Below are 18,909 nucleotides of genomic sequence, written 5' to 3' on the forward strand. Positions count from 1 at the left end.
AGAGCAGCAGCCACGGCGGAGCGGCTACACTGGCGGTTGGCGCAAACCGGGAGCCGGCAATGCAGGTGGCCATCTGGCTGATCGTGATGATTGCCTGTGTTTTCGTCGGCCGCGGATTGATCCTGTCCATCGCTTCGCGCCGCTGGCGCATCGCGGTTACCGTGCTCTTTTGTACCGCGGAGCTGGTTGCAATTTTCACGCTCGACCGCGATATGCCCTTGGCTCAGTCGAGCTGGCGCAGCGGCGGCGAGGCGCTGCCGCTGTGGCTGGCGTATATGGAGCGCAGCTCGCTCGCCCTGTTTTTTGGAGCGATGTCCGGATTTGCCGAACGGCGCGAGAAGAGCCTGGCGGCGTCGCAATAGGACGCCGTCTCCGCCACCACCCCAGAGAATGGCCATGCCGGATAGCGCAACACCCCTGTTTTGGCGCGACGACAGGCTGCCCTTCATCGAGGCGCGGTTCGTCGCCGACGGACGCTCGGTGTGCTATTCCCCGCATTCCCATGACACCTTCTCGATAGGCGCCATCACCGGTGGACGCAGCACCTATCTCAACGGCAAGGCGCGCGAGCAGGTCGGCGCCGGCGCCGTGGTAGTGATGAATCCGGAAGAAGTCCATGCCTGCAATCCCATCGACGACGCGAGCTGGTCGTATCGCATGCTGTATGTAGACCTGCCCTGGCTCACCGCGCTGCAGCACAGCCTCGGTTTCAGCGCTAATCAGGATTTCTCGGCGTTTTCCACAATGCTGACTACCGATGCGGCGCTGTATGCCGGGCTGGAGCGGCTGGGCGCGCTGCTGATGGACAGCGCTGCCGAGCCGTTGCAGAAACACGCGGCAGCGGTGGCCTACTTCACGCAACTGCAGCAGGGTTTGAATCCGTCCCGGGCACTGCCGCAGGACTGCAATGCCAAGCTGCAGCGGGCGGCGGAATTTATCCGCGAGAACTGCACACGCTCGCTGACGCTGGACGAGATCTGCACGGCGGCTGATCTGTCGGCTTCGTACCTGATCCGCGCGTTCAACAAGCGCTATGGCATGACGCCGCACGCCTACCTGGTCAATCGCCGGCTGCAATACGGCCAGGCGCAATTGCGTCGCGGCCGGCCGATTGTCGATGTGGCGCTGGAAGCCGGCTTTGCCGACCAGGCGCATTTCCAACGCGCGTTCAAGCGTTTTTTCGCGGCAACGCCGGGCCAGTATCAGTCCTGACGGCAGGCATCGGCGCAGATTCCGCTGTGCGGAACTTGGCCGCGATGGCTGCGCATGACGAAGCGCGGCGCAGGTTGCCGTGATAGGGCGCGGTGAGGAATCGCGCTAGAAGAAGCCTGCAGCACTTGGCGGCCGTGTCTTGCGTTGCCGGGCATCGTTCATCTCGGCGCTTTCCTTTCATTGCCCACTGACGAACGATTGCCGGGCAGGCGGCGCGACGGCTATTCTGCCCACGGCATTTTGCCAAAACAGGGGACCTATCATGCGTAAGATCATCATTGCCGCCGCAGCGGCATTGGCGTTGTTTTCCAGCGTTGCGGGCGCGGCACGCGATGTCTCGTTCACCGTTGTCAACAAGACCGGCGGCACGCTGGAAGCCTTGTACGGCGGCCCGTCTTCCAGCGGCGAGTGGGGCGAGAGCGTGCTCGACGGCGAAGTCGCCACCGGCGGCACGGTCACGGTCAGCATCACCGGCACTTCGGTCTGCAAATACGACTTTCGTTACGAAGTTTCCGGCAAGGAACCGTACGAGGAATATGGCATCGACATCTGCAAGATCGACGGCCAGGAATTCGTGATCAAGTAAGCCCGCCGGTCGCGCTTGCGCAACCGAACGCCCCGGCCCTGCGCCGGGGCGTTTTTCGTGGTGGACACGGCAAGGCCTGCCAGGGCGCCGCAGCGCCGCAGGTTCGCCGGCCAGCAGTTGAAGCGATCATCGCGACGGTCTTCGGCCGGGCCGATGCAGTACCTACGCCAGCAACAGGAAAGCGGCGCTGGCGGCCAGCAGCACGGCCATCAGGCGGTTGAACAGGCGTATGCGCTGTGGCTCCTGCAGATACGGGCGAAGAAACGCACCGGCATAGGCCCAGCTGGCCAGCGAAATGTAACAAATAACAAAATATATCGCGGTAAATGTCCACACCTGGGCGGCATCGCCGTTGGCTGCATAGGCGCCCATGCCGGCCAGCGCCGCCAGCCAGGCCTTGGGATTGAGCCATTGCATCACTGCGCCGTAGAGTAGTGACGGCGGCTGGGCGGGTTTGTCCATGCCCAGGCGGCCATCGTCGGCCGCCAGCTTGTAGGCCATGAACAGCAGGAACGCCACGCCAGCCCATTGGATGACGGCCGTCAGATAGGGCAGGCGGGCGAGCAATTCGTGCAGGCCCAGGCCGGTCAACAGCAGCAGCACGGTAAAGCCGAACGTCGCGCCGGTGACGTGCCGCATGCCGGCGCGCAGGCCGTGCTGGGCGCCGGCGCTCAGGGCGACCAGGTTCACGGGGCCGGGCGAGATCGATGCCGCCAGTGCGAACGCGGCCATGGAAAGCAGGATGGTCATGAGGTTCCTTCGGTTCCGGCAATGAAAATGCAGGTGCCGAAGGTAGCGGCGGCGCTCGCCGCGCTATTGAAGAAAATTGCCCTGGCGCGCGCACCGCTGCGCCGATCGCCTGGATCGCGGGCCGATGCGGACGAACCGCCTGTGCCGCCGCGCCAGTGGCGGCGGGAGTCGACGACACGGCGGCACGCCGCTCCTGCTGTCCGGCGTATTCGCCCGGCGTGATTCCGGCAAGGCGCTTGAAGGTGCGCGTAAAGTGGCTCTGGTCGAAGAAGCCTAGCATTGCCGCGGTATCCGCGATGCTGGTGGTGCGCGCCGCCAGCAGCTGCCGGGCACGTTCGATGCGCGCCTGCAACAGGAAGGCCATCGGGCTTATTCCCAGGCTGCAGCGGAACAGCCGTGCGAAGTGGAAGCGGCTGACGCAGGCCACGCGGGCGATGTCTTCCAGGGTATGGCGTTCGCCGATATGCGCATCGATATAGGCCAGTACACGGCCCAGCGCCGCCGGCTGCAGTCCGCTGCGCGCCGGTGCTTCGCTGCACGGCGCAGCGCTTTCTGTACGAGGGGAAAGGTAGCGTGCAGGTGTCGGCATGGTGGCCGGCATGCTGCGGCGCCCGGGCCGTTGCCGGAATCTTCTTCCGCGCAGGCCGGCACTCACTCTTTCGGGTAGTCGCACAGACCGCGTGCCGTGCGATGCTGCCGCTCGATACCCGCGGCGTGTTGGCCCACAATGCAGTCGCCGACGCTTGGTCGCGTTGCCTACGAGGCCAATCCATGAGTGAGCCGGCGCCGATCCGCGTCCTCGTCGTCGACGATCACCCGCTGCTGCGCGAAGGCATCGCCGCCGTGCTGCAGGCCCAGGGCGATATGCAGCTGGTGGGCGAGGCCGCTGATGGCGGCGAGGCGATCGAACGCTTCCGCGCGCTGCGCCCGGATGTCACGCTGATGGATCTGCAGATGCCCGACATGGGCGGCGTGGATGCCATCGTCGCGATCCGGCGCGAATTCCCCGAGGCACGCATCGCCGTGCTCACCACGTACAAAGGCGATGCGCAGACACTGCGCGCGATCAAGGCCGGTGCCTGCGGCTATCTGCTCAAAAGCATGCTGCGGCGCGAACTGGTCGACACGATACGCAACCTGCACGCGGGCCGCCGCTGCATCCTGGCAGAAGTGGCCGTGGAACTGGCCGAGCACATGGCAGCCGATGCGCTGTCGCTGCGCGAGATCGAGGTATTGCGCCTGGTCGCGGCCGGCAATGCGAACAAGAAGATCGGCATGGCGCTGCATGTCAGCGAGGACACGGTCAAGGCGCATATGAAAAACATCCTGGCCAAGCTGCAGGCGCGCGACCGCACTCACGCGGTCACCATTGCGATCCGGCGCGGCATCCTGGAGTTCTGAGCGGATAGCGGCTGCCATGACACGGCGGCGATGCGGTCTCCTGCTTCGGCCTGCCGATTGCGCACTCGCGTACTAGCCGCGCCGCTGCGCCGTGGGCAGTCTGCCCGGTGACACCGGTGGCTGGTCTGGCCGGTGCCGGCACAGAACCTGTTGTTTTATCCAAAGGTGGTAATAGCGAAAGGTGCCTGCCCGGTACCGCTCGTGCTGCCGCCTTGCCTTGTCCAAACCGGGAAAAGAGGAGTATTTCCATGTACCGATGCCGTTGCAGCCTGGTACTGCTGGCAGGATTGTGGCTTTGCAGCGCGCCTGTCGCGCAGGCCGAGGCGCCGGGCCGCGGCGAACTTCGCCTGGCACCGGGCGAATTCGATTTCTCCCGCGCCGCCGGCGGCGGCCCGGGCACCTCCGGCATGGCTGCGGTGCAGTCGGTAGTCGTGCACGGCGATCCGTCCAAGCCCGGCCTGTATACCTTGATGCTGCGCATTCCGCCGCATACGCGCATTGCCGCGCACGGCCATCCCGACGAGCGCGTCGGCACCGTCGTAGCCGGCGCCTGGCGCATCGGCTACGGCGCGCGCTTCGATGCCGCGGCGCTGCGCGAACTGCCCGCCGGCAGCTTCTACACGGAACCGGCCGGCGGCCTGCATTTCGCCGAAACCGGCGACAGCGAAGTGATCCTGCACCTCAGCGGGATAGGCCCCACCGGGCTTATCCCTTCGGCAAAAGAAACCCATACAACCGGGAGTAACCCATGAAGCTCGACACACTCAAACGCTGGCTGTCCTCGCTGGCCTGTCTGGCGGCCCTGCTGCTGTGCATGCCTGCGCTGGCGCAAGAACCGGCGAGCCGCTTCGCGCAAGCCAACGGCGTGCGCCTGCACTATCTGGAAGCGGGGCAGGGCAGCACCGTCGTGCTGCTGCACGGCTATACGCAGAACAGCCATATGTGGCGGCCGTTGATCAAACAGCTGGCGAAGAACCATCGCGTCATCGCGCCGGATCTGCGTGGCTTCGGCGCCTCGTCGCTGGACCAGAGCAACTACACCAAGGCCGTGATGGCCGACGACGTGCACGCCCTGGCCGAAGCGCTGAAACTGGGCAAGGTGCGCATCGTCGGCCATGACATCGGCCTGATGGTCGCCTATGCCTATGCGGCGAAATTTCCGCAGGATGTCGATCGCATTGCGCTGATGGACGCCTTCCTGCCCGGCATCGGCAACTGGAAGGACGTCTGGCTGCTGCGCGACCTGTGGCATTTCCACTTTTACGGAAAGACACCGCTGGCCCTGGTCAGCGGGCGCGAACGCATCTACTTCGAACACTTCTGGAACGACTTCGCCGCCGATCCCCAGCATTCGGTTCCCGAGGCCGACCGCCGCCTGTATACCGCCGCCTATGCCAAGCCGAACGCCATGCGTGCCGGCTTCGAAGTATTCCGCGCCTTCGAGCAGGATGCCGTCGACTTCGCTGCGCTGGGCAAGACAGCGCTGCCCATGCCCATGCTCGTCCTCACCGGCGAGAAAGCCTCCGGCGAGTTCCTGATCCAGCAGGCACGCCTGGTGGCGACGAACGTGACCGGCGTGGTCGTGAAGGGTTCGGGACACTGGCTGATGGAAGAAGCGCCGGACCAGGTCATTCCGGCGCTCGTGAAATTCCTGGGCGACTGATCCGTCGTACTGTCGGCGCAGCTGTTCCGTGGAAGCGAATTTACGGGGCAGCTGCGACGATGGGCGACAGACGATTGTCGATGGCCGGGTTTTCAATACCGTGCGAAAACCCGCCGCAAAAAGCAGCAGATGGTAAATGGGGCGAGAAATGGCCGTCCGCTTCCAGGGGGGAAAGGCAGCCCTTCAGAACCGCAGGTTCTGGCTGCCCTTCACGCCCAACGGGCCGGACGGTTGGCCAGGGATGGTGTAGCGCGGTGCCGTTCGTATTTGGCGCGGACTATCTACAACGCCATCGAATTGCTTTGTACTGGCGGCCAGCCCGTTGGCCGGTCAATTCAGTCAGCACCTTCCCTTGCGGACGAGTGCCTTTCACCCATGTGAAGGGACGGGCTCAAGGTCCGGTAGTCCGCCACGTTGTCAGGCGCTCTTACAGCCGAGCACGCGCCGAAATCCCCAGCGCAGCAAGAATCCGTCTCACCAAACCTTCTCGCGGTGCCGCCACGTGCCTGGCCGGGATCTGGAAATCGATGCAGGTTCCCCCGCCCTCCGACGAGTGCAGCAGCAAGGTTCCGCCGATGCGCCGCGCGCGTTCGCGCATGCCCTGCAGGCCGAAATGACCGGCGGTGCCGGGTTCGCTCTCCGCCTCGCGCCACTGCGCTGGTACGCCGCAGCCGTCGTCGCGCACGCGCAGGCGCAGCTTGCGCGGCGAATACGACAGCGTGACATCGATGCGCGTCGCCGCCGCATGCGCTACGGCATTCGCTACCGCTTCGCTGGCGATGAAATAGATCTCTTCGCTGGCCGCGGCCTGGGTCGGATAGACCCCGCCTTCGATCAGCAGGGCGATTGCCACCGCGCAGCGGTCGCCTGTCTCGGCCACCAGGTTGCGCAATTCGCTGGCCAGGTCGATGTCGCCCGTGGCATGGGCGCGCAGGCCGCGCACGCGGTCACGGCCTTCGACCAGCATATGCTCGGCGCGGTCCAGCGCCTGCTCGATGGCATCCCGTGTCGTGGCCTGCGCCGGCGGCAGGCTTTCGGACACGGCGTGTACGCGCAGCAACAGGCCCTGCACGCCCTGCAGCAACGTGTCGTGCAGCTCGCGTGCGATGCGCTCGCGTTCGCCGATGCGTTCTTCCATGCGCGCGCGCGCGCGCCGGGCTGCCTGGCCGAAATACCACGCGACGGCGAGCCAGAAGGCCAGCAATACCAGCGAGGCAAGGGCAACGCGGAACCACCAGGTCTGGTACCACGCGGGCAGCACACGGAATGCGAGCGTGGCCGGCGTCTCGCTCCACGGCCCCTGCGCATAGCGTGCGGCGACCTCGAAGCGGTAGTCGCCCGGCGTCAGTGCGGTGAAAAACGCCTGGCGGCGCGAACCGGCGTCCTGCCAGTCGGACGACAGGCCGTGCAGGCGGTAGCGGAACGCCACCTTCTGCGGCGTGCCCAGCGCCAATGCGGTGTAATCCACTTGTAGCGCCGTCGTCTGCGGGCCGAACACCAGCGAGGCCGCGGGTGCGAACCCCGTTTCGTTGGCCTGGACCCGCTCGATCAGCGCCGGCAGTGTGCGCACCGGCGGCAATTGCGTCGGGTCGACCGTCTGCAGGTTGACGGCGTTGACGAACCACAGCCGTCCGTCGGCCGTCTGCGCCGTGTTGCGAAACGGCGCGCGGCCGGGACGCACGCCGTCGAACCGGTCCAGTGTCGTACTGGCGATGCTCTCTGTCTCGCCTTGCCACCAGCGTTGCAGGTCGGCGAGCGCGATTCGCACCAACCCGCAGCGCGTATACAGCCAGAGCGCCTGCGTGTCCTGCTCCAGCGCGCCGGTCACCCCGTCGCAGGGCAGCCCGTCGCGCGCGCGCAGCAGGCGCTGCCGGCCGGCGCGATGGATCAGCAAGCCCGACTCGGTAGACGCATACAGCGTGCTGTCTCGCCCCAGCGTCAGCTGCAGCACCGGCCTGTCAGCGCCGTCGGCCAGGGGCAGGGTTTCGAGCGCGCCGTCGCGGTAGCGCGCGAGCCCGCCCGTTCTGAGGCCCAGCCATAACCCGCCGGCGGGGTCGGCAGCGAGCTTGGTGCTGGTCGCGACGACTTCGTCGAGCGCCTTTCCCGCCCGGATGCGCACGAGCTTCTTGGATACGCGCGCCCAGATGTTCCGGTCTGTGTCTTCGGCCAGGCTGTACACCATGCCGATCGTTGCACCGTCGAGTCCCGGCACCGGCGTAAATGTCTTCCCGTCGTAGATATACAGCGCATTGTCGATGCCGATCCATTGGCGACCGGCGTGGTCTTCCAGCATCGCAGTGACTTGGTTGCCGGGCAGCCCCGCTCCCTGCCGCAGTGCGCGGATGCCGTCGTCGCGTACCTGGTCGATGGCGCCGGGATTGGCCACCCAGACGCCGCTGTCGCGCGTGGCCAGCAGCGTCACCGCCTCATCGGCGCTGAGCCCTTCGTCGTGGGAGAAGGTGATGACCGGCAGGTCGCGAAAGCGATCGAGTCCGCCGGACGTCGACACCCAGAGGTTGCCTTCGCGATCTTCGTAGAACCAGTACACGCTGCTGCCGGACAAGCCCTGTTCGCTGCGGAAGTGATCGAACTGATTGCCGCGCAGGCGCCAGATGCCGTCGTTCAGCGTGCCGATCCAGAGCGTGTCGTGGCTGTCGACGTAGAGCGCGCGCACCGACAGCGTCGTACCGTCCAGTCCCGGCACGGCGACGGGCGAAAAGGCGTCGGTGCCCAGGCGGTTCAAGCCCAGGCCGGGGCCGGTCGCGTCGACGCCTACCCAGGCTGGTGCCGTGCCGCGTGTCGCCAGTACCAGCACGCCCGGGATGCCGGCTGTGGCTTTTGCGGTGTTGTATATCTGTGTGCTCTTCGAGCCGCGCTTCCAGCGCAGCACGGAAATATCGGTACTCAACAGCAGCGAGCCGTCGCTGTCCTGCAGCAGCGAACCGATGCAACAGCTGTTCGGCGGCAGGTCGAGGCCGTCGGCCGCGCCGAAACACTCGACGCGTTCGGCCACCACCCGGCACAGCGGCGTACCGGTCGGATTGGACGCGCTGCTGGTAAACCACAGCACGCCGTCGCTGTCTTCGAACGTCGCGCTGATGCTCCGGTTGGCCTCGGGAAAGCGCGTGAGCACACCGTTGCGCAGCCGGGCCAGCCCGCGCCCCGTGCCTATCCACAGCGCGCCGTCGCGCGTGGCCCGCAGCGAGGTGATGAACGCATCGGGCAGCTCGCCCAGCGCCGGATCCAGCGGCACGAAGCGCACGCCGTCGAAGTGGACCAGCCCTGCCTGGGTGCCTATCCACAGGTAGCCGTCGAGCGACTGGGCGATCGGATAAGTGGATGCCGGCAGCAGGCCGTCTTCCAGGCGCCACGCGGTGTGGCCGTACTGGGAGATCTTCCATTGCGGGTTCAGTGCGAACGCCGCGTCGGCGAGCACGAGCAACAGCAAGGCCCAGGCAATCAGCGATCCGTGTTTCATCCGGCATGACCCTCGCAACGTGTCCCTGGCCTGGCTTTGGCACATTCGTGGGGCCAGGACTTGTCCGCCCCGTCGCTGGCCAGTGGAGTCTTATAGGTCCTCAAGGCTCCGCATGCCAGCGCGACGCGTGCTGCGTGAATTCAGTGGCCGCTCCGCATTCGGCACGCAGATGCAATCGCGCCGGACCGGTTCGCCGGACACTGCGGCAGTCCACCCGCCGCACCCACCCAGGAGAGCCTCATGCCCCGCACCGAACCCCGTCCTACACTGAGCGAGAAAGGGCTGCTCACGCCCGCCAACTGCGTCGTGGCGATGATCGACCTGCAGCCGCAGATGCTGTTCGGCGTCTGCAACTTCGACCGCCAGACCGTCATCAACAACAACGTGCTGCTGGCCAAGGCCAGCCGCGTCTTCGACGTACCGCTGGTGCTGTCGACGATCGAGTCGAAATCCTTCAGCGGCAATACCTGGCCGCAAGTCACCGCCGTGCTGCCCGGCAACGAACCGATCGAACGTTCCAGCATGAATGCCTGGGACGACGCCAACTTCGTCGCCGCCATTGCCAGGACTGGCCGCAAGAAAATCGTGCTGGCCGGCCTGTGGACCGAAACCTGCGTCGCGCTGCCCACGATCCAGGCGCTGCACGACGGCTTCGAGGTCTACGTCGTCGAAGACTGCTGCGGCGACGTCAGCGCGCTGGCCCATGACAACGCGATGAAGCGGATGCTGCAGGCCGGCGCCAGGCCGGTGACGGCGCTGTCGGTGCTGCTCGAATGGCAGCGCGACTGGGCGCATCGCGGCACCTACGACGCGGTAATGGATTTGGCCAAGGCGCACTGCGGTGTCTACGGCATCGGCGTGGAATACGCCTACACCATGGTGCACGGCGCGCCGCCGACACAGTTTCCGGCGTATACCGTGCCGGAATGAAGCGCTATGGGGTGGTGTGGGTCGCAGCGCCGTCGTAGCGGGTGGCGTGGACCGGAGCAGGGCAGCGACGCCGTGAAGAGGACTCAGGCGGCGTGCGCACACCGGCCTGGTCTGGCTTGCAGGTAGGGGGATTCGCCGTCCCTGCGCGTCTGCTCTGGTGGAAAACGACAACGGAGCCGTCCATGAAACCCTTGCTTGCCCGCCTGCTGATGACATTGTGCGCGTTCCTGTTCCTCGGCGATGCCCAGGCCTACTGGACGGTGCAGAGCTGGAACTACGCGCCGGAGATTGCCCCGCGACTGACGCTGGTAGGCATGTCCCCCAGCAGCTGCATTCCCGAGCAGGCCAGTGTCAGCCTCGCCGGCAATGTCATCACTGTGCACTTGTCGCCAGAACCGACAGTCTGCTTTTCCGCCTTCCGCCCCTGGGACCTGTCGGTCGATATGCGTGGCATCCCGAGCGGCCATTACCGTGTCGACGTGACCGAAGGCAGCGCCACGCACACGTTGGTAACCACGTTCGAGGTCGATATCGTATTCATGGTCGGCGCACCGGAAACGGTTCCCGCTGCCAGCCCGGCGATGCTGGCGTTCCTGGCGGTGCTGCTATGCCTGGGCGCGGCGTGGATGCGGCGGCGGCGGGGTGCGTGGCGAGCGGCTTGAGCAATGGCCGGGCGCGGCAGCAGTTCCTGCACGGACCGCTTGTCAGGCAATGGAACTGCTGCACGCTGGAATGGCTGGACTTGGCGGGAGCACGTTCGAACACGTTGTTCGCGACGTTCGACCGATGAAAGCGGGATCGTGTCTGACCTATGCCGGGTTTCCCGCCGGAGCCCCATCCGCAAGCAGCATGTCGAGCAATCGGCCGGCGTTCACAGGCTCGCTGAACAGGTAGCCCTGGGCCTCGTCGCAGCCCAGTAAATTGAGCAAACGCGCCTGCTCCTCTGTTTCGACGCCTTCCGCGATGACCTTGAGCTTGAGGGCATGCGCGAGCGCGATAATGCTCGATACGAGGATGTAGCCCTGCGGGCCAGTGGTCATGCCCATGACGAAGGCGCGATCGATCTTGAGCGACGTAATGGGCAAGCGTGAGATATAGGCGAGCGACGAGTAGCCCGTGCCGAAGTCGTCCACCACGATGCTGACGCCCAGGCTGCGGATCGTTTCGAGCATGCTGATCTTGTGGTCGACGTCGTCCATGATGACGCTTTCGGTAATTTCGAGTTCCAGGGTGTTGCCATCGTCTCCTGCGATCAGGCGCGCGATCTGCTCGGGGAAAGTGGGCTGGTTCAATTGCAGCGCGGATACGTTGACCGCCACCCGGATCGGGGCGGCTCCGGCATCGCGCCAGATCCTGGCATCGTCGAGTGCGCGCCGAAGCGCCCACTTGCCCACGGTGCTGATCAAGCCGGTTTCCTCGAGTACGGAAATAAAGCGTGCCGGCAGCACCAGCGGCTGTCCGGGCTCTTGCCAGCGGATCAGTGCTTCCACACCGCAGATCCGCCGGTCGGCGAAACGCAGCTTGGGCTGGTACTGGAGGACGAACTCCTCGTGCTCGATAGCTCGCCGAAGCCTGGACTCGAGCGCCAACGCCGCGTTGACGGTGGTATTCATGCCCACTGCGTAGAAGACCAAGGACTCGACGGTGGCGCGCGCTTTGCGCAAGGCCGATTCGGCGTTGCGCAGCAGCGATTCGGCGTCGTCGCCGTCGCCTGGTGAAACAGCAGCACCAATGCGACAGCCCATGCGGACCTCTTCGCCACCGACATAGAACGGCTTCTCGAAACAGTGGCGGACCACTTGTTCGAAATCGCGAGCAAGCTCCGGAGCGGTAGGCCGATCGCCGATCCGTAAGGCGAACAGGTCGGGGCCAAGTCGTGCAGCAAACGGATGCTGGTCGCGCAACCGCGTTGCGACCTGAACCAGCAGGTCGTCGCCCGCGCGCCGCCCCAGCGTTTCGTTGATGCGGCGAAAGCGCACCAGATCGAGTAGCGCCACGCAGACGACGGGGGCGCTCTGGGACGTCTTGGCCAGTTGCTGCGACAGGAGCTCGGCAAACCAAGTCCGGTTAGGCAGTCCGGTCAGCGCATCGTGATGGGCGAGATAGCGGATGCGGTCGGTCTTCAGCAGGTGATCGAGCGCAAAAGAAATGTCGCTTGCCAGGCGCAGCAGAAGTTCGGTCTCTTCCTTGTCGAAGAAGTTCACGATGGGGGAATGAATCGAGATGACTCCGACAGTGCGCTCTTCGATGACCAGAGGCAGAAGCGCGAAAGAACGCGACCCCGAATCCAGCAGTTTCGTTCGTTCGGGAGCTGTCGGGTCGTTCGCGATGTCGTTGCAGACGATCGGTGCGCGGCCGGCGAGCACGCGCTCCACTACGCCGCCTGTCGAGGCGGCATTGACGACAAGCCGATGCTGCATGTCCTCGAAGAATTCGTCGCGGGCGCCGGCCCAGGCGAGGATGCGCAGGGGAGCAATGCCTTCATCGACCAGGCCGATCCAGGCTTTCGCGAGTTGTCCCGTATCCACCAGGATCCGGCAAGCCTGTCGAAACAGTTCGTCGCGATCGGTGGCGCGCACAATCAGGCTGTTGATGCTGCTGAGCACCGCGTAGCCCCGGTTCAACTGCCGGACCTTGTCCTGGGTCTGCCGTTCGGCAGTGACGTCCTGGATGGTATTGAACGTCCGCAGGCCGCTTGCGTTGGCGCGAGCCTCCAGCGGTTCGAGGATATGCAGCATCCGCCTCCATTCGCCTGCGCGTCGGAGCCGGTATTCGCAATCGGAGCGGCGGCTGTTGCGACGGGTCTCGTCCACGGCTCGTTGCAAGCCGGCGCGGTCGTCCTCATGCACGAATTCCATCCACTCGGCCACAGTGCGCGGCAGTCGATCCGCTGCCTCGCCGAGCAGCGTCGCGAACGACTCCGATCGTTCTTCCACCTCGCCCTGCGCATTGACGATCGCATGCGCCATCTTGGCCATGTCCTGCGCGCGCCGGAGACCTGCTTCGCTGTCTTGCAACGCTGCCTGGGCAAGCCGGCGGTCGGTGACGTCACGGATGAATGCCGTGAACAGGTGGCCGCGCGAGGTGGGCAGGCGCGAGATGTTGGCTTCAATCGGGAACTCGGTGCCGTCCGTTCGCAATGCAGTAACTTCGCGCGGACCCATGGGCCGTCCGACGTCTGCTTCCCGGGCAAATGCAGCCATGTGGCCGCTATGTGCATCACGCGACTGCGACGGAATGAAATCGCCGAGTGGCCGGCCGATCGCCTGATCCGCATCGCAGCAGAACATGCGTCCTGCGGCGGCATTGAAGAGCACGATGCGGTGCGACTCGTCGACTGCAATTATGGCGTCCATCGCGGAGGCAATCAGCCCCGACAGACGTGCCTGGGTTTCCAGCAAGCCCTCGTGCGTTCGCTCGAGCTCCAGTCCCTTTTCCTCGAGCTTGTGAATCAGCACCTCGTTGTACTGCTTCATGAGCGGGGCAGGCTCGCCGACGGACGGGCTGCGCTTCATCGCGTCGCCACGCGACGCGTCGCCGGCGGCCAGCAGCGCCGCGATGATCCGACCGATCGGCGCAGGCTTGGCAAGGTAGGCGTCCGCGCCGAGGGATTCGGCCAGCTTGCGATCGCCGGGCGAATTGTAGGTGCTGGTATAGAGCACGAACGGCAAGCGCGCGATCGCGGCACGACTGCGCACTTCCATGCACAGGCGGTAGCCGTCCATCCGGGGCATCAGGATGTCGGAGACGACGCCGTCGAACGTTTCCCGCTCCAGCAGATCGAGCGCCTCGACACCGTCCATGGCCTGCTCGACCACGTGGCCTTCGCCCTCCAGCTGCGCGCGGAGCAATTTGAGATTGAGCTCGTGGTCATCGACGATGAGCAGCTTCACGGTGCTGGGTCCTTGCGCAGGAAGGCGAGGATCTGCGTCGGGAACGTGCGTGTGTTGATCGGCTTGGTGATATAGCCGTCGCAGCCGCACGCCAGTGCCTTTTCCTCGTCGCCTTTCATGGCAAAGGCCGAAAGGGCGATGATCGGCACGCTGCGCAGGTCAAGGCTGGCCTTCAGAAGCCGGGTCAATTCCAGTCCGTCCATACCCGGCAGCGCGATATCCATGAGAATAAGATCGGGTCGTTTCCTGCCGAGCAACGCCAGCGCCTCGTCGGCATCGGCCGCGTGCAGCACCTCATGGCCTTCGATCTGCAGCACCTCGGATGCCAGCTTGAGGTTGGTCGCGTTGTCGTCGACCACCAGGATGCACGCGTTCATTCGGCAGGCTCGCCCTGTGGCAGTTCGACGGTGAACACGCTGCCCTCGCCAGAGCGGCTCGCCACGCCGATCGTTCCGCCCTGAAACTCGACCAGCTTGCGCGTGAGCGCCAATCCCAGGCCCGTGCCCTCGTGCCGCCTCGTGCTGCCCGAATCCAGCTGGGTGAATTCGTGGAAGATCTTCTCCAGGTCGGACTCGTCGATGCCGATGCCCGTGTCGCGCACGCTAAGGCGCAGCGTGCGTAATCCCTCCCGTTCGGCGCGAACCGTTATGGAGCCGCCTTCGTCGGTAAATTTCAGCGCATTGGACAATAAATTATAAAGTACCTGTTTGAATTTCTGCTGGTCCAGCACGGCAATCTGCGCATTCTTTAGCACTTCCACGGTGACCATGATGCCCTTGTGTTTCGACATCGGCGATACCACGGCGCAGATCTCATCGACCGCTTTCGCGACATCGAATGACTCGGGATAGAGTTCCATCCGGCCTGCTTCAACCTTGGACAGGTCCAGCACGTCATTGATCAGGTGCAGCAGATGCTGGCCGCTGCGCAGAATGTCGTTGAGAAATTCCTTTTGCTTGTCGTTGAGCGGGCCTGCCTTCCCGTCCACGAGCAGTTCCGAGAAACCGATGATGCCGTTCAGCGGCGTGCGCAGTTCGTGCGACATGTTGGCCAGGAATTCGCTCTTCATCCGGCTGGCGTGGTGCAGCCGCAGCTCGATGCGCTTGCGCTCGGTAATGTCGCGGATCGCGCTCGATACCAGGGTTTCGTCTTTGGTTTCGAGCGGACTCAGGCTGATCTCGATGGGAAACTCCGTTCCGTCCTGGCGGCGCCCGTACAGCTCCAGCCCGGCGCCCATGGGACGTATGCGAGGATCGGCAAAGAAGCCGTCGCGGCGTTGCGGGTGGGTATGGCGAAATCGCTCGGGCAGCAGCATCTCGATCTTTGACCCGGTCATCATCGCGCGGTCGTAGCCAAACAGGGTTTCCGCCTGCGTGTTGACGATGACAATGTCGCCCGCCCGATTGACGATGATGATCGCATCCGGTGCGGACTCGAGCAGGCCGCGAAACTTCAGTTCGGCCTTCTTGCGGTCGCTGATGTCCCGGATCGCGCTTATCACCAATGTGCCGTCTTCCGTTTCTATGGGACTGAGGCTGATTTCAACCGGGAAGTCAGTGCCGTTCTTGCGCAGGCCGAACAGTTCGATTTCGCGACCCATCGCCCTGGGACCGGGGTCGGCAAAATAGATCGAGCGGTGAGCAACATGCGCATCGCGGCTTGCGGGTGGCAGCAAGGTCTCGATGGGCCTGCCCTGGAGTTCACCGCCTTCGTAGCCGAACAGGCGTTCGGCTTGACGGTTGCAGAGCACGATAGTGCCCGCACGGCTCACCACGACGATGCCGTCGGGAATGGACTCGAGCAGATCCTTGAAACGCGCCAGGACCGCCTCACGCTGCAAGCCGGTGTGCACTTTGTTGTCCAGGCAGGGTTTGAAATTTCAGTATGCGCCGTGTTGAGCGCGTCCGACACGTTGTAATTGTGAAGGACGGCGCGCCGTCGCCTCGCAGAAACCGTCGCCAGATTGCCCCTTCGTCGGCTACCGGAGCGCCGGGCGATGCTTGCGGAAGCGCGTGCGTCAATCGCGCCAAAAGCCCCTTGAAGAGCCTCGCGCGAATGCATTGCGAGACGGGACATTGAGTTACAACGCTCGCCTCCTTTGCCAGGACAGAAAAGACCGTCGCTGGTTGCTCCACGCCCATTGTGCTCCCCATACCCTGAGCGCATGATGCAAAGACAGATATGCCGCAATGCGCTTTCTGCTCTGGATTTTTGTCTGAGCGGCTTTTTTGCTGTGGCCGGCGTCCAGGTTGTTCCTGGCTGTTGTGAAGTTGGTATAAATTCTCAATAAATATAAATATTTTCAAAGACTTGAGTCGGATCGAAGACTGTGGCCAGTTCTTTTTGGCAGCGCTGACGCCTGACAGGCAGAGAGGATCTGTCGATTCGATCGGGAAGCCAGGTTGTCGGGGCCGAAAGGCCGCCAAACCTCCTCATCCGGCAGCCGTAGGTTGCGTTCTGACGGGCTCATGGTTGCTTCAGGTCAATGCCGATGCAAAAGGCAGCAGACGTTCGTAGCGGTAATCGCGCGGCATTGGTCTTCGTCGTGACAAACGATGAGCCCGTCCGCGTAATGCTGAGCCAGATCCTGAAAGCCGCAGGACTGGCCGTCGAGTTCTACACCTCCGGCATGGCCTTTCTTGAGCGGCCTGGGTTGGATTGCTTTGGCTGTCTGTTGCTGGACGCGAGCGCTTCCGGCACGAACGGCCTGGACGTTCAGGCTTGTCTCAATGAACGCCGGGTGGCCTTGCCGGCGATATTTCTGTACGAGTACGTCGACGTGCCGTTCATCGTTGCGGCCGTGCGTTCGGGCGTGATGGACTTCGTCGAGAAGCCGTTTGACGGCGAATATCTGCTCGAACTGGTGCGCAAGGCCATAACGCTCGGCGGCGAACGGCTGGACGACGACAGGAGCAGGCAGCAGGTGTTGGCGCGGCTGAACACGCTGACCATGCGCGAATGCGGCGTAATGGAACTCATTGTTGCCGGCAAGGCGACCCCCAGCGTCAACGCGCAGGGACTGAACTTCGGCAACTACGATCCCTTTGACCGAAGCAGCTTGGATGGCGCTGGAAACCTATCCATCAATTGCGACAAAGATATCGCGTATACCATTTCCCTCAATGGTGGCCAGGGCCGGCTCAACGAACGCCGGATGACTGCCGGCGCGTACAGCCTGGAATACAACTTGTATACCGACGCATCCCGCACCCTGGTCTGGGGCGACGGAACGGGCACCTCGTCGACGGTCAGCGGCAGCGGAACGGTTTCCAGCCTGCCGATCTACGGGCGGATACCCGCGGGACAGAACGGCCACGTCGGCAGCTATTCGGATACGGTGGTATTGAGCATCGACTTCTGAAGGTGCGTGTCGCGGTAGCTGCAGGCTGCTGCGATCTATCGGCCTCGCCCGGCTTCGACCCCGTATGCGACCAGCAAACTGTCCATCGACGTGCTTACCCCGTTGCCCACCTTGTGACCCTATAAGTTCTACTATTTTTCTATGGGTGAAGTGCCTCGCGCGCAGCCAGCGCGGCGACCGTGGTCGGATGACCGCCGAACGCATGACGATGCTCTTTCCACCCTATTTAGAAGTGCAACGGCTGCAGCCGCAATATGCGGCGGGCGCTCCGTGAGAAAGCGCCCGCCGTGAACCGATGCCCTGCCGTCGGAATTGCCGGGCCGCCATTCAATCGGCGACGCGGCGCCGATACAGGGTGAGACCCGCCACCAGTGCGATCAGCAGCCCCAGCCACGTCAGCATCCAGGGGCCGGCGGCCGGTACCGGCACCGCATTAGGTACGGCCCGCGGCGTCAGCATCACATCGTCCACATTGTTGGTGCCGATGGGGTCGTTCTGGTCCGCGTCGACCGAAGCCACATTGGTGTAGCTGCCTGTCGCGTTGACGCGCGCCTGGATGTACAGCGTCGCCGTGGCACCGCTGGCCAGTGTGCCGACGCTCCATAGCGGTGCTGCGTAGCTGCCCTGCGTCCCGCTCGCCCCCAGGAAGCTGAAGCCCGACGGCAGTGCGTCGGTCACGACCACGCCGGTGGCGGTGTCGGGACCGTTGTTGCGGACCATGATCGTGAAGTTCACGGTGCTGCCGACCAGGGGACTGGCATTGTCCACGGTCTTGATGATTTCCGTGTCGGCGCTGCCCAGCGGGTGCGTGGTCGAACAGGTCGCGCAGACCGGGTCAGGGTCGCCGCCATTGCTGGTGACAGTGACGACGTTGCCGACCGCGCCCGTAGCCATAGCCGCCACCTGGGCCACATAGTCGACCGTATAAGTCCCTGCCGCCGTGCCGGCCGGAAGGCTGCACACCAGTGGATTCGCGGGGACGCAGCTGAACACGCCGGCATTGACCGAGACCAGCGTCAGCTGTGCATCAAGCGCATCGCTGAAGGTGAGGGCCTGGCTCAGCGGAGCACCCGCGATCTGCACCTGCACCTGATAGTTGATGCCGTCGCCACCGGTGACGGTCGTGCCGCTGGCTGGATTCGACGTCTTGCTCACTGTGACCGAAGGCGCTCCCAGCGTGATCACCGCCGTGCCTGTGCATCGCACATCGCCCGGACAGGTGGCATCGCCGCCGCCGCTGATCGTGGCCGTATTGGTGAAACTGGTGCCGGCTGCCGCGGTCGGTGTCACCGGAATCACGAAGATCGTGCTCGAGCCTGCGGCAAGGCCGGCGGCGACCGTGCAGGTCACGGTCTGGCCGGTCGCGCTGCAGCCGGCTGGCAAGGTGCCGATCGTCAGGCCTGCCGGAATCAGATCGGTGATGGTCGCTGCCAGCGTGGTCGCTGCCGTTCCGGTGTTCGTCACCTGCAGTGCGTAGCTGGCCGCAATACCGATGCCCCAGGTTCCGCTGCTCGCGGTCTTGGTCAGCGTCAGCTGCGGCGCATCGATCGTCGTCGGGCCTTCGGTGTCGCTGCAGCGGGTGGCTGCCGGACAGCTTGGGTCGCCGCCGCCGCTGACGGTGGCCGTGTTCGTCAC

At 64.5% G+C, this 18,909-nt stretch carries 14 protein-coding genes and 2 pseudogenes; 9 read left to right on the top strand and 7 right to left on the bottom strand.

The window, feature by feature from the left end; translation table 11 throughout:
- Positions 1–59: 59 nt before the first annotated feature.
- From DFR29_RS23410 to DFR29_RS23420, 3 genes are all read left to right on the top strand, one after another.
- Positions 60–362 (top strand): hypothetical protein, encoded by a 303-nt coding sequence (locus DFR29_RS23410; RefSeq protein WP_133821064.1) that lies wholly within the window; start codon positions 60–62, stop codon positions 360–362.
- Positions 363–396: 34 nt separating this feature from the next.
- Complete coding sequence (locus tag DFR29_RS23415) at positions 397–1,212, top strand: AraC family transcriptional regulator (protein WP_208113691.1); 816 nt, start codon at positions 397–399, stop codon at positions 1,210–1,212.
- Between the two features lie 262 nt (positions 1,213–1,474).
- Complete coding sequence (locus tag DFR29_RS23420) at positions 1,475–1,798, top strand: hypothetical protein (RefSeq protein WP_133821066.1); 324 nt, start codon at positions 1,475–1,477, stop codon at positions 1,796–1,798.
- A gap of 162 nt (positions 1,799–1,960) precedes the next feature.
- Here DFR29_RS23420 and DFR29_RS23425 read toward each other — a convergent pair whose 3' ends face one another.
- Both DFR29_RS23425 and DFR29_RS30575 read right to left on the bottom strand, forming a co-directional pair.
- Complete coding sequence (locus tag DFR29_RS23425; protein ID WP_133821067.1) at positions 1,961–2,548, bottom strand: LysE family translocator; 588 nt, start codon at positions 2,546–2,548, stop codon at positions 1,961–1,963.
- A 214-nt stretch (positions 2,549–2,762) separates the two neighbouring features.
- A pseudogene (locus DFR29_RS30575) lies at positions 2,763–3,149 on the bottom strand (helix-turn-helix transcriptional regulator); the annotation flags it as partial.
- 170 nt (positions 3,150–3,319) lie between these two features.
- Between DFR29_RS30575 and DFR29_RS23435 the strand changes: the two are divergent.
- The 3 genes from DFR29_RS23435 (at position 3,320) to DFR29_RS23445 (ending at position 5,612) form a co-directional block, all read left to right on the top strand.
- Entirely contained in the window at positions 3,320–3,949 is a 630-nt protein-coding gene (locus DFR29_RS23435; RefSeq protein ID WP_133821068.1) for a response regulator, read from the top strand.
- Positions 3,950–4,197: 248 nt separating this feature from the next.
- Positions 4,198–4,701: a cupin domain-containing protein gene (locus DFR29_RS23440; RefSeq protein WP_133821069.1), complete on the top strand. Its 504-nt coding sequence runs from the start codon at positions 4,198–4,200 to the stop codon at positions 4,699–4,701.
- Complete coding sequence (locus DFR29_RS23445; protein ID WP_133821070.1) at positions 4,698–5,612, top strand: alpha/beta fold hydrolase; 915 nt, start codon at positions 4,698–4,700, stop codon at positions 5,610–5,612. The genes DFR29_RS23440 and DFR29_RS23445 overlap by 4 nt, the downstream gene beginning before the upstream one ends.
- Before the next feature lie 427 nt (positions 5,613–6,039).
- Here the strand turns inward: DFR29_RS23445 and DFR29_RS23450 are convergent, their stop codons facing one another.
- The gene (locus tag DFR29_RS23450; RefSeq protein WP_166654288.1) at positions 6,040–9,090 is read right to left on the bottom strand and encodes a sensor histidine kinase; all 3,051 of its coding nucleotides are present in this window, start codon (positions 9,088–9,090) and stop codon (positions 6,040–6,042) included.
- Positions 9,091–9,330: 240 nt separating this feature from the next.
- Here DFR29_RS23450 and DFR29_RS23455 point away from each other — a divergent pair, with 240 nt between their 5' ends.
- Positions 9,331–10,020, top strand: a complete 690-nt coding sequence (locus DFR29_RS23455) for a hydrolase (RefSeq protein WP_133821072.1) — start codon at positions 9,331–9,333, stop codon at positions 10,018–10,020.
- Positions 10,021–10,202: 182 nt separating this feature from the next.
- Positions 10,203–10,682, top strand: a complete 480-nt coding sequence (locus DFR29_RS23460; RefSeq protein WP_133821073.1) for a hypothetical protein — start codon at positions 10,203–10,205, stop codon at positions 10,680–10,682.
- 147 nt (positions 10,683–10,829) lie between these two features.
- On the opposite strand, the gene DFR29_RS23465 is transcribed toward DFR29_RS23460, so the two are convergent.
- Genes DFR29_RS23465 through DFR29_RS23475 form a run of 3 tightly spaced genes read right to left on the bottom strand, consistent with a single transcriptional unit; the run spans position 10,830 to position 15,765 of the window.
- Entirely contained in the window at positions 10,830–13,913 is a 3,084-nt protein-coding gene (locus DFR29_RS23465) for a GGDEF/EAL domain-containing response regulator (RefSeq protein ID WP_166654289.1), read from the bottom strand.
- A complete protein-coding gene (locus tag DFR29_RS23470; protein ID WP_208113692.1) occupies positions 13,910–14,272 on the bottom strand; it encodes a response regulator in 363 nt (120 codons plus the stop codon). Before DFR29_RS23470 ends, DFR29_RS23465 begins: the two co-directional genes overlap by 4 nt.
- Before the next feature lie 14 nt (positions 14,273–14,286).
- Positions 14,287–15,765, bottom strand: coding sequence for a PAS domain S-box protein (locus DFR29_RS23475; RefSeq protein ID WP_208113693.1), 1,479 nt, complete (start codon positions 15,763–15,765; stop codon positions 14,287–14,289).
- A 639-nt stretch (positions 15,766–16,404) separates the two neighbouring features.
- Between DFR29_RS23475 and DFR29_RS23480 the strand changes: the two genes are divergently transcribed.
- Positions 16,405–17,274, top strand: a complete 870-nt coding sequence (locus DFR29_RS23480) for a spore coat protein U domain-containing protein (RefSeq protein ID WP_279571534.1) — start codon at positions 16,405–16,407, stop codon at positions 17,272–17,274.
- A 327-nt stretch (positions 17,275–17,601) separates the two neighbouring features.
- Here DFR29_RS23480 and DFR29_RS23485 read toward each other — a convergent pair.
- A pseudogene (locus tag DFR29_RS23485) lies at positions 17,602–18,909 on the bottom strand (DUF11 domain-containing protein); the annotation flags it as partial.

The sequence above is a fragment of the Tahibacter aquaticus genome (genome assembly GCF_004363655.1).
Taxonomy (GTDB): Bacteria; Pseudomonadota; Gammaproteobacteria; order Xanthomonadales; family Rhodanobacteraceae; genus Tahibacter; species Tahibacter aquaticus.

Excerpts from the sequence above, each read along its gene's own strand:
- DFR29_RS23435 (WP_133821068.1), top strand. The coding sequence starts at position 3,320 with ATGAGTGAGCCGGCGCCGATCCGCGTCCTCGTCGTCGACGATCACCCG.
- DFR29_RS23410 (WP_133821064.1), top strand. The coding sequence starts at position 60 with ATGCAGGTGGCCATCTGGCTGATCGTGATGATTGCCTGTGTTTTCGTC.
- DFR29_RS23425 (WP_133821067.1), bottom strand. The coding sequence starts at position 2,548 with ATGACCATCCTGCTTTCCATGGCCGCGTTCGCACTGGCGGCATCGATC.
- DFR29_RS23450 (WP_166654288.1), bottom strand. The coding sequence starts at position 9,090 with ATGAAACACGGATCGCTGATTGCCTGGGCCTTGCTGTTGCTCGTGCTC.
- DFR29_RS23480 (WP_279571534.1), top strand. The coding sequence starts at position 16,405 with ATGCAAAAGGCAGCAGACGTTCGTAGCGGTAATCGCGCGGCATTGGTC.
- DFR29_RS23440 (WP_133821069.1), top strand. The coding sequence starts at position 4,198 with ATGTACCGATGCCGTTGCAGCCTGGTACTGCTGGCAGGATTGTGGCTT.
- DFR29_RS23445 (WP_133821070.1), top strand. The coding sequence starts at position 4,698 with ATGAAGCTCGACACACTCAAACGCTGGCTGTCCTCGCTGGCCTGTCTG.
- DFR29_RS23455 (WP_133821072.1), top strand. The coding sequence starts at position 9,331 with ATGCCCCGCACCGAACCCCGTCCTACACTGAGCGAGAAAGGGCTGCTC.
- DFR29_RS23460 (WP_133821073.1), top strand. The coding sequence starts at position 10,203 with ATGAAACCCTTGCTTGCCCGCCTGCTGATGACATTGTGCGCGTTCCTG.
- DFR29_RS23415 (WP_208113691.1), top strand. The coding sequence starts at position 397 with ATGCCGGATAGCGCAACACCCCTGTTTTGGCGCGACGACAGGCTGCCC.
- DFR29_RS23420 (WP_133821066.1), top strand. The coding sequence starts at position 1,475 with ATGCGTAAGATCATCATTGCCGCCGCAGCGGCATTGGCGTTGTTTTCC.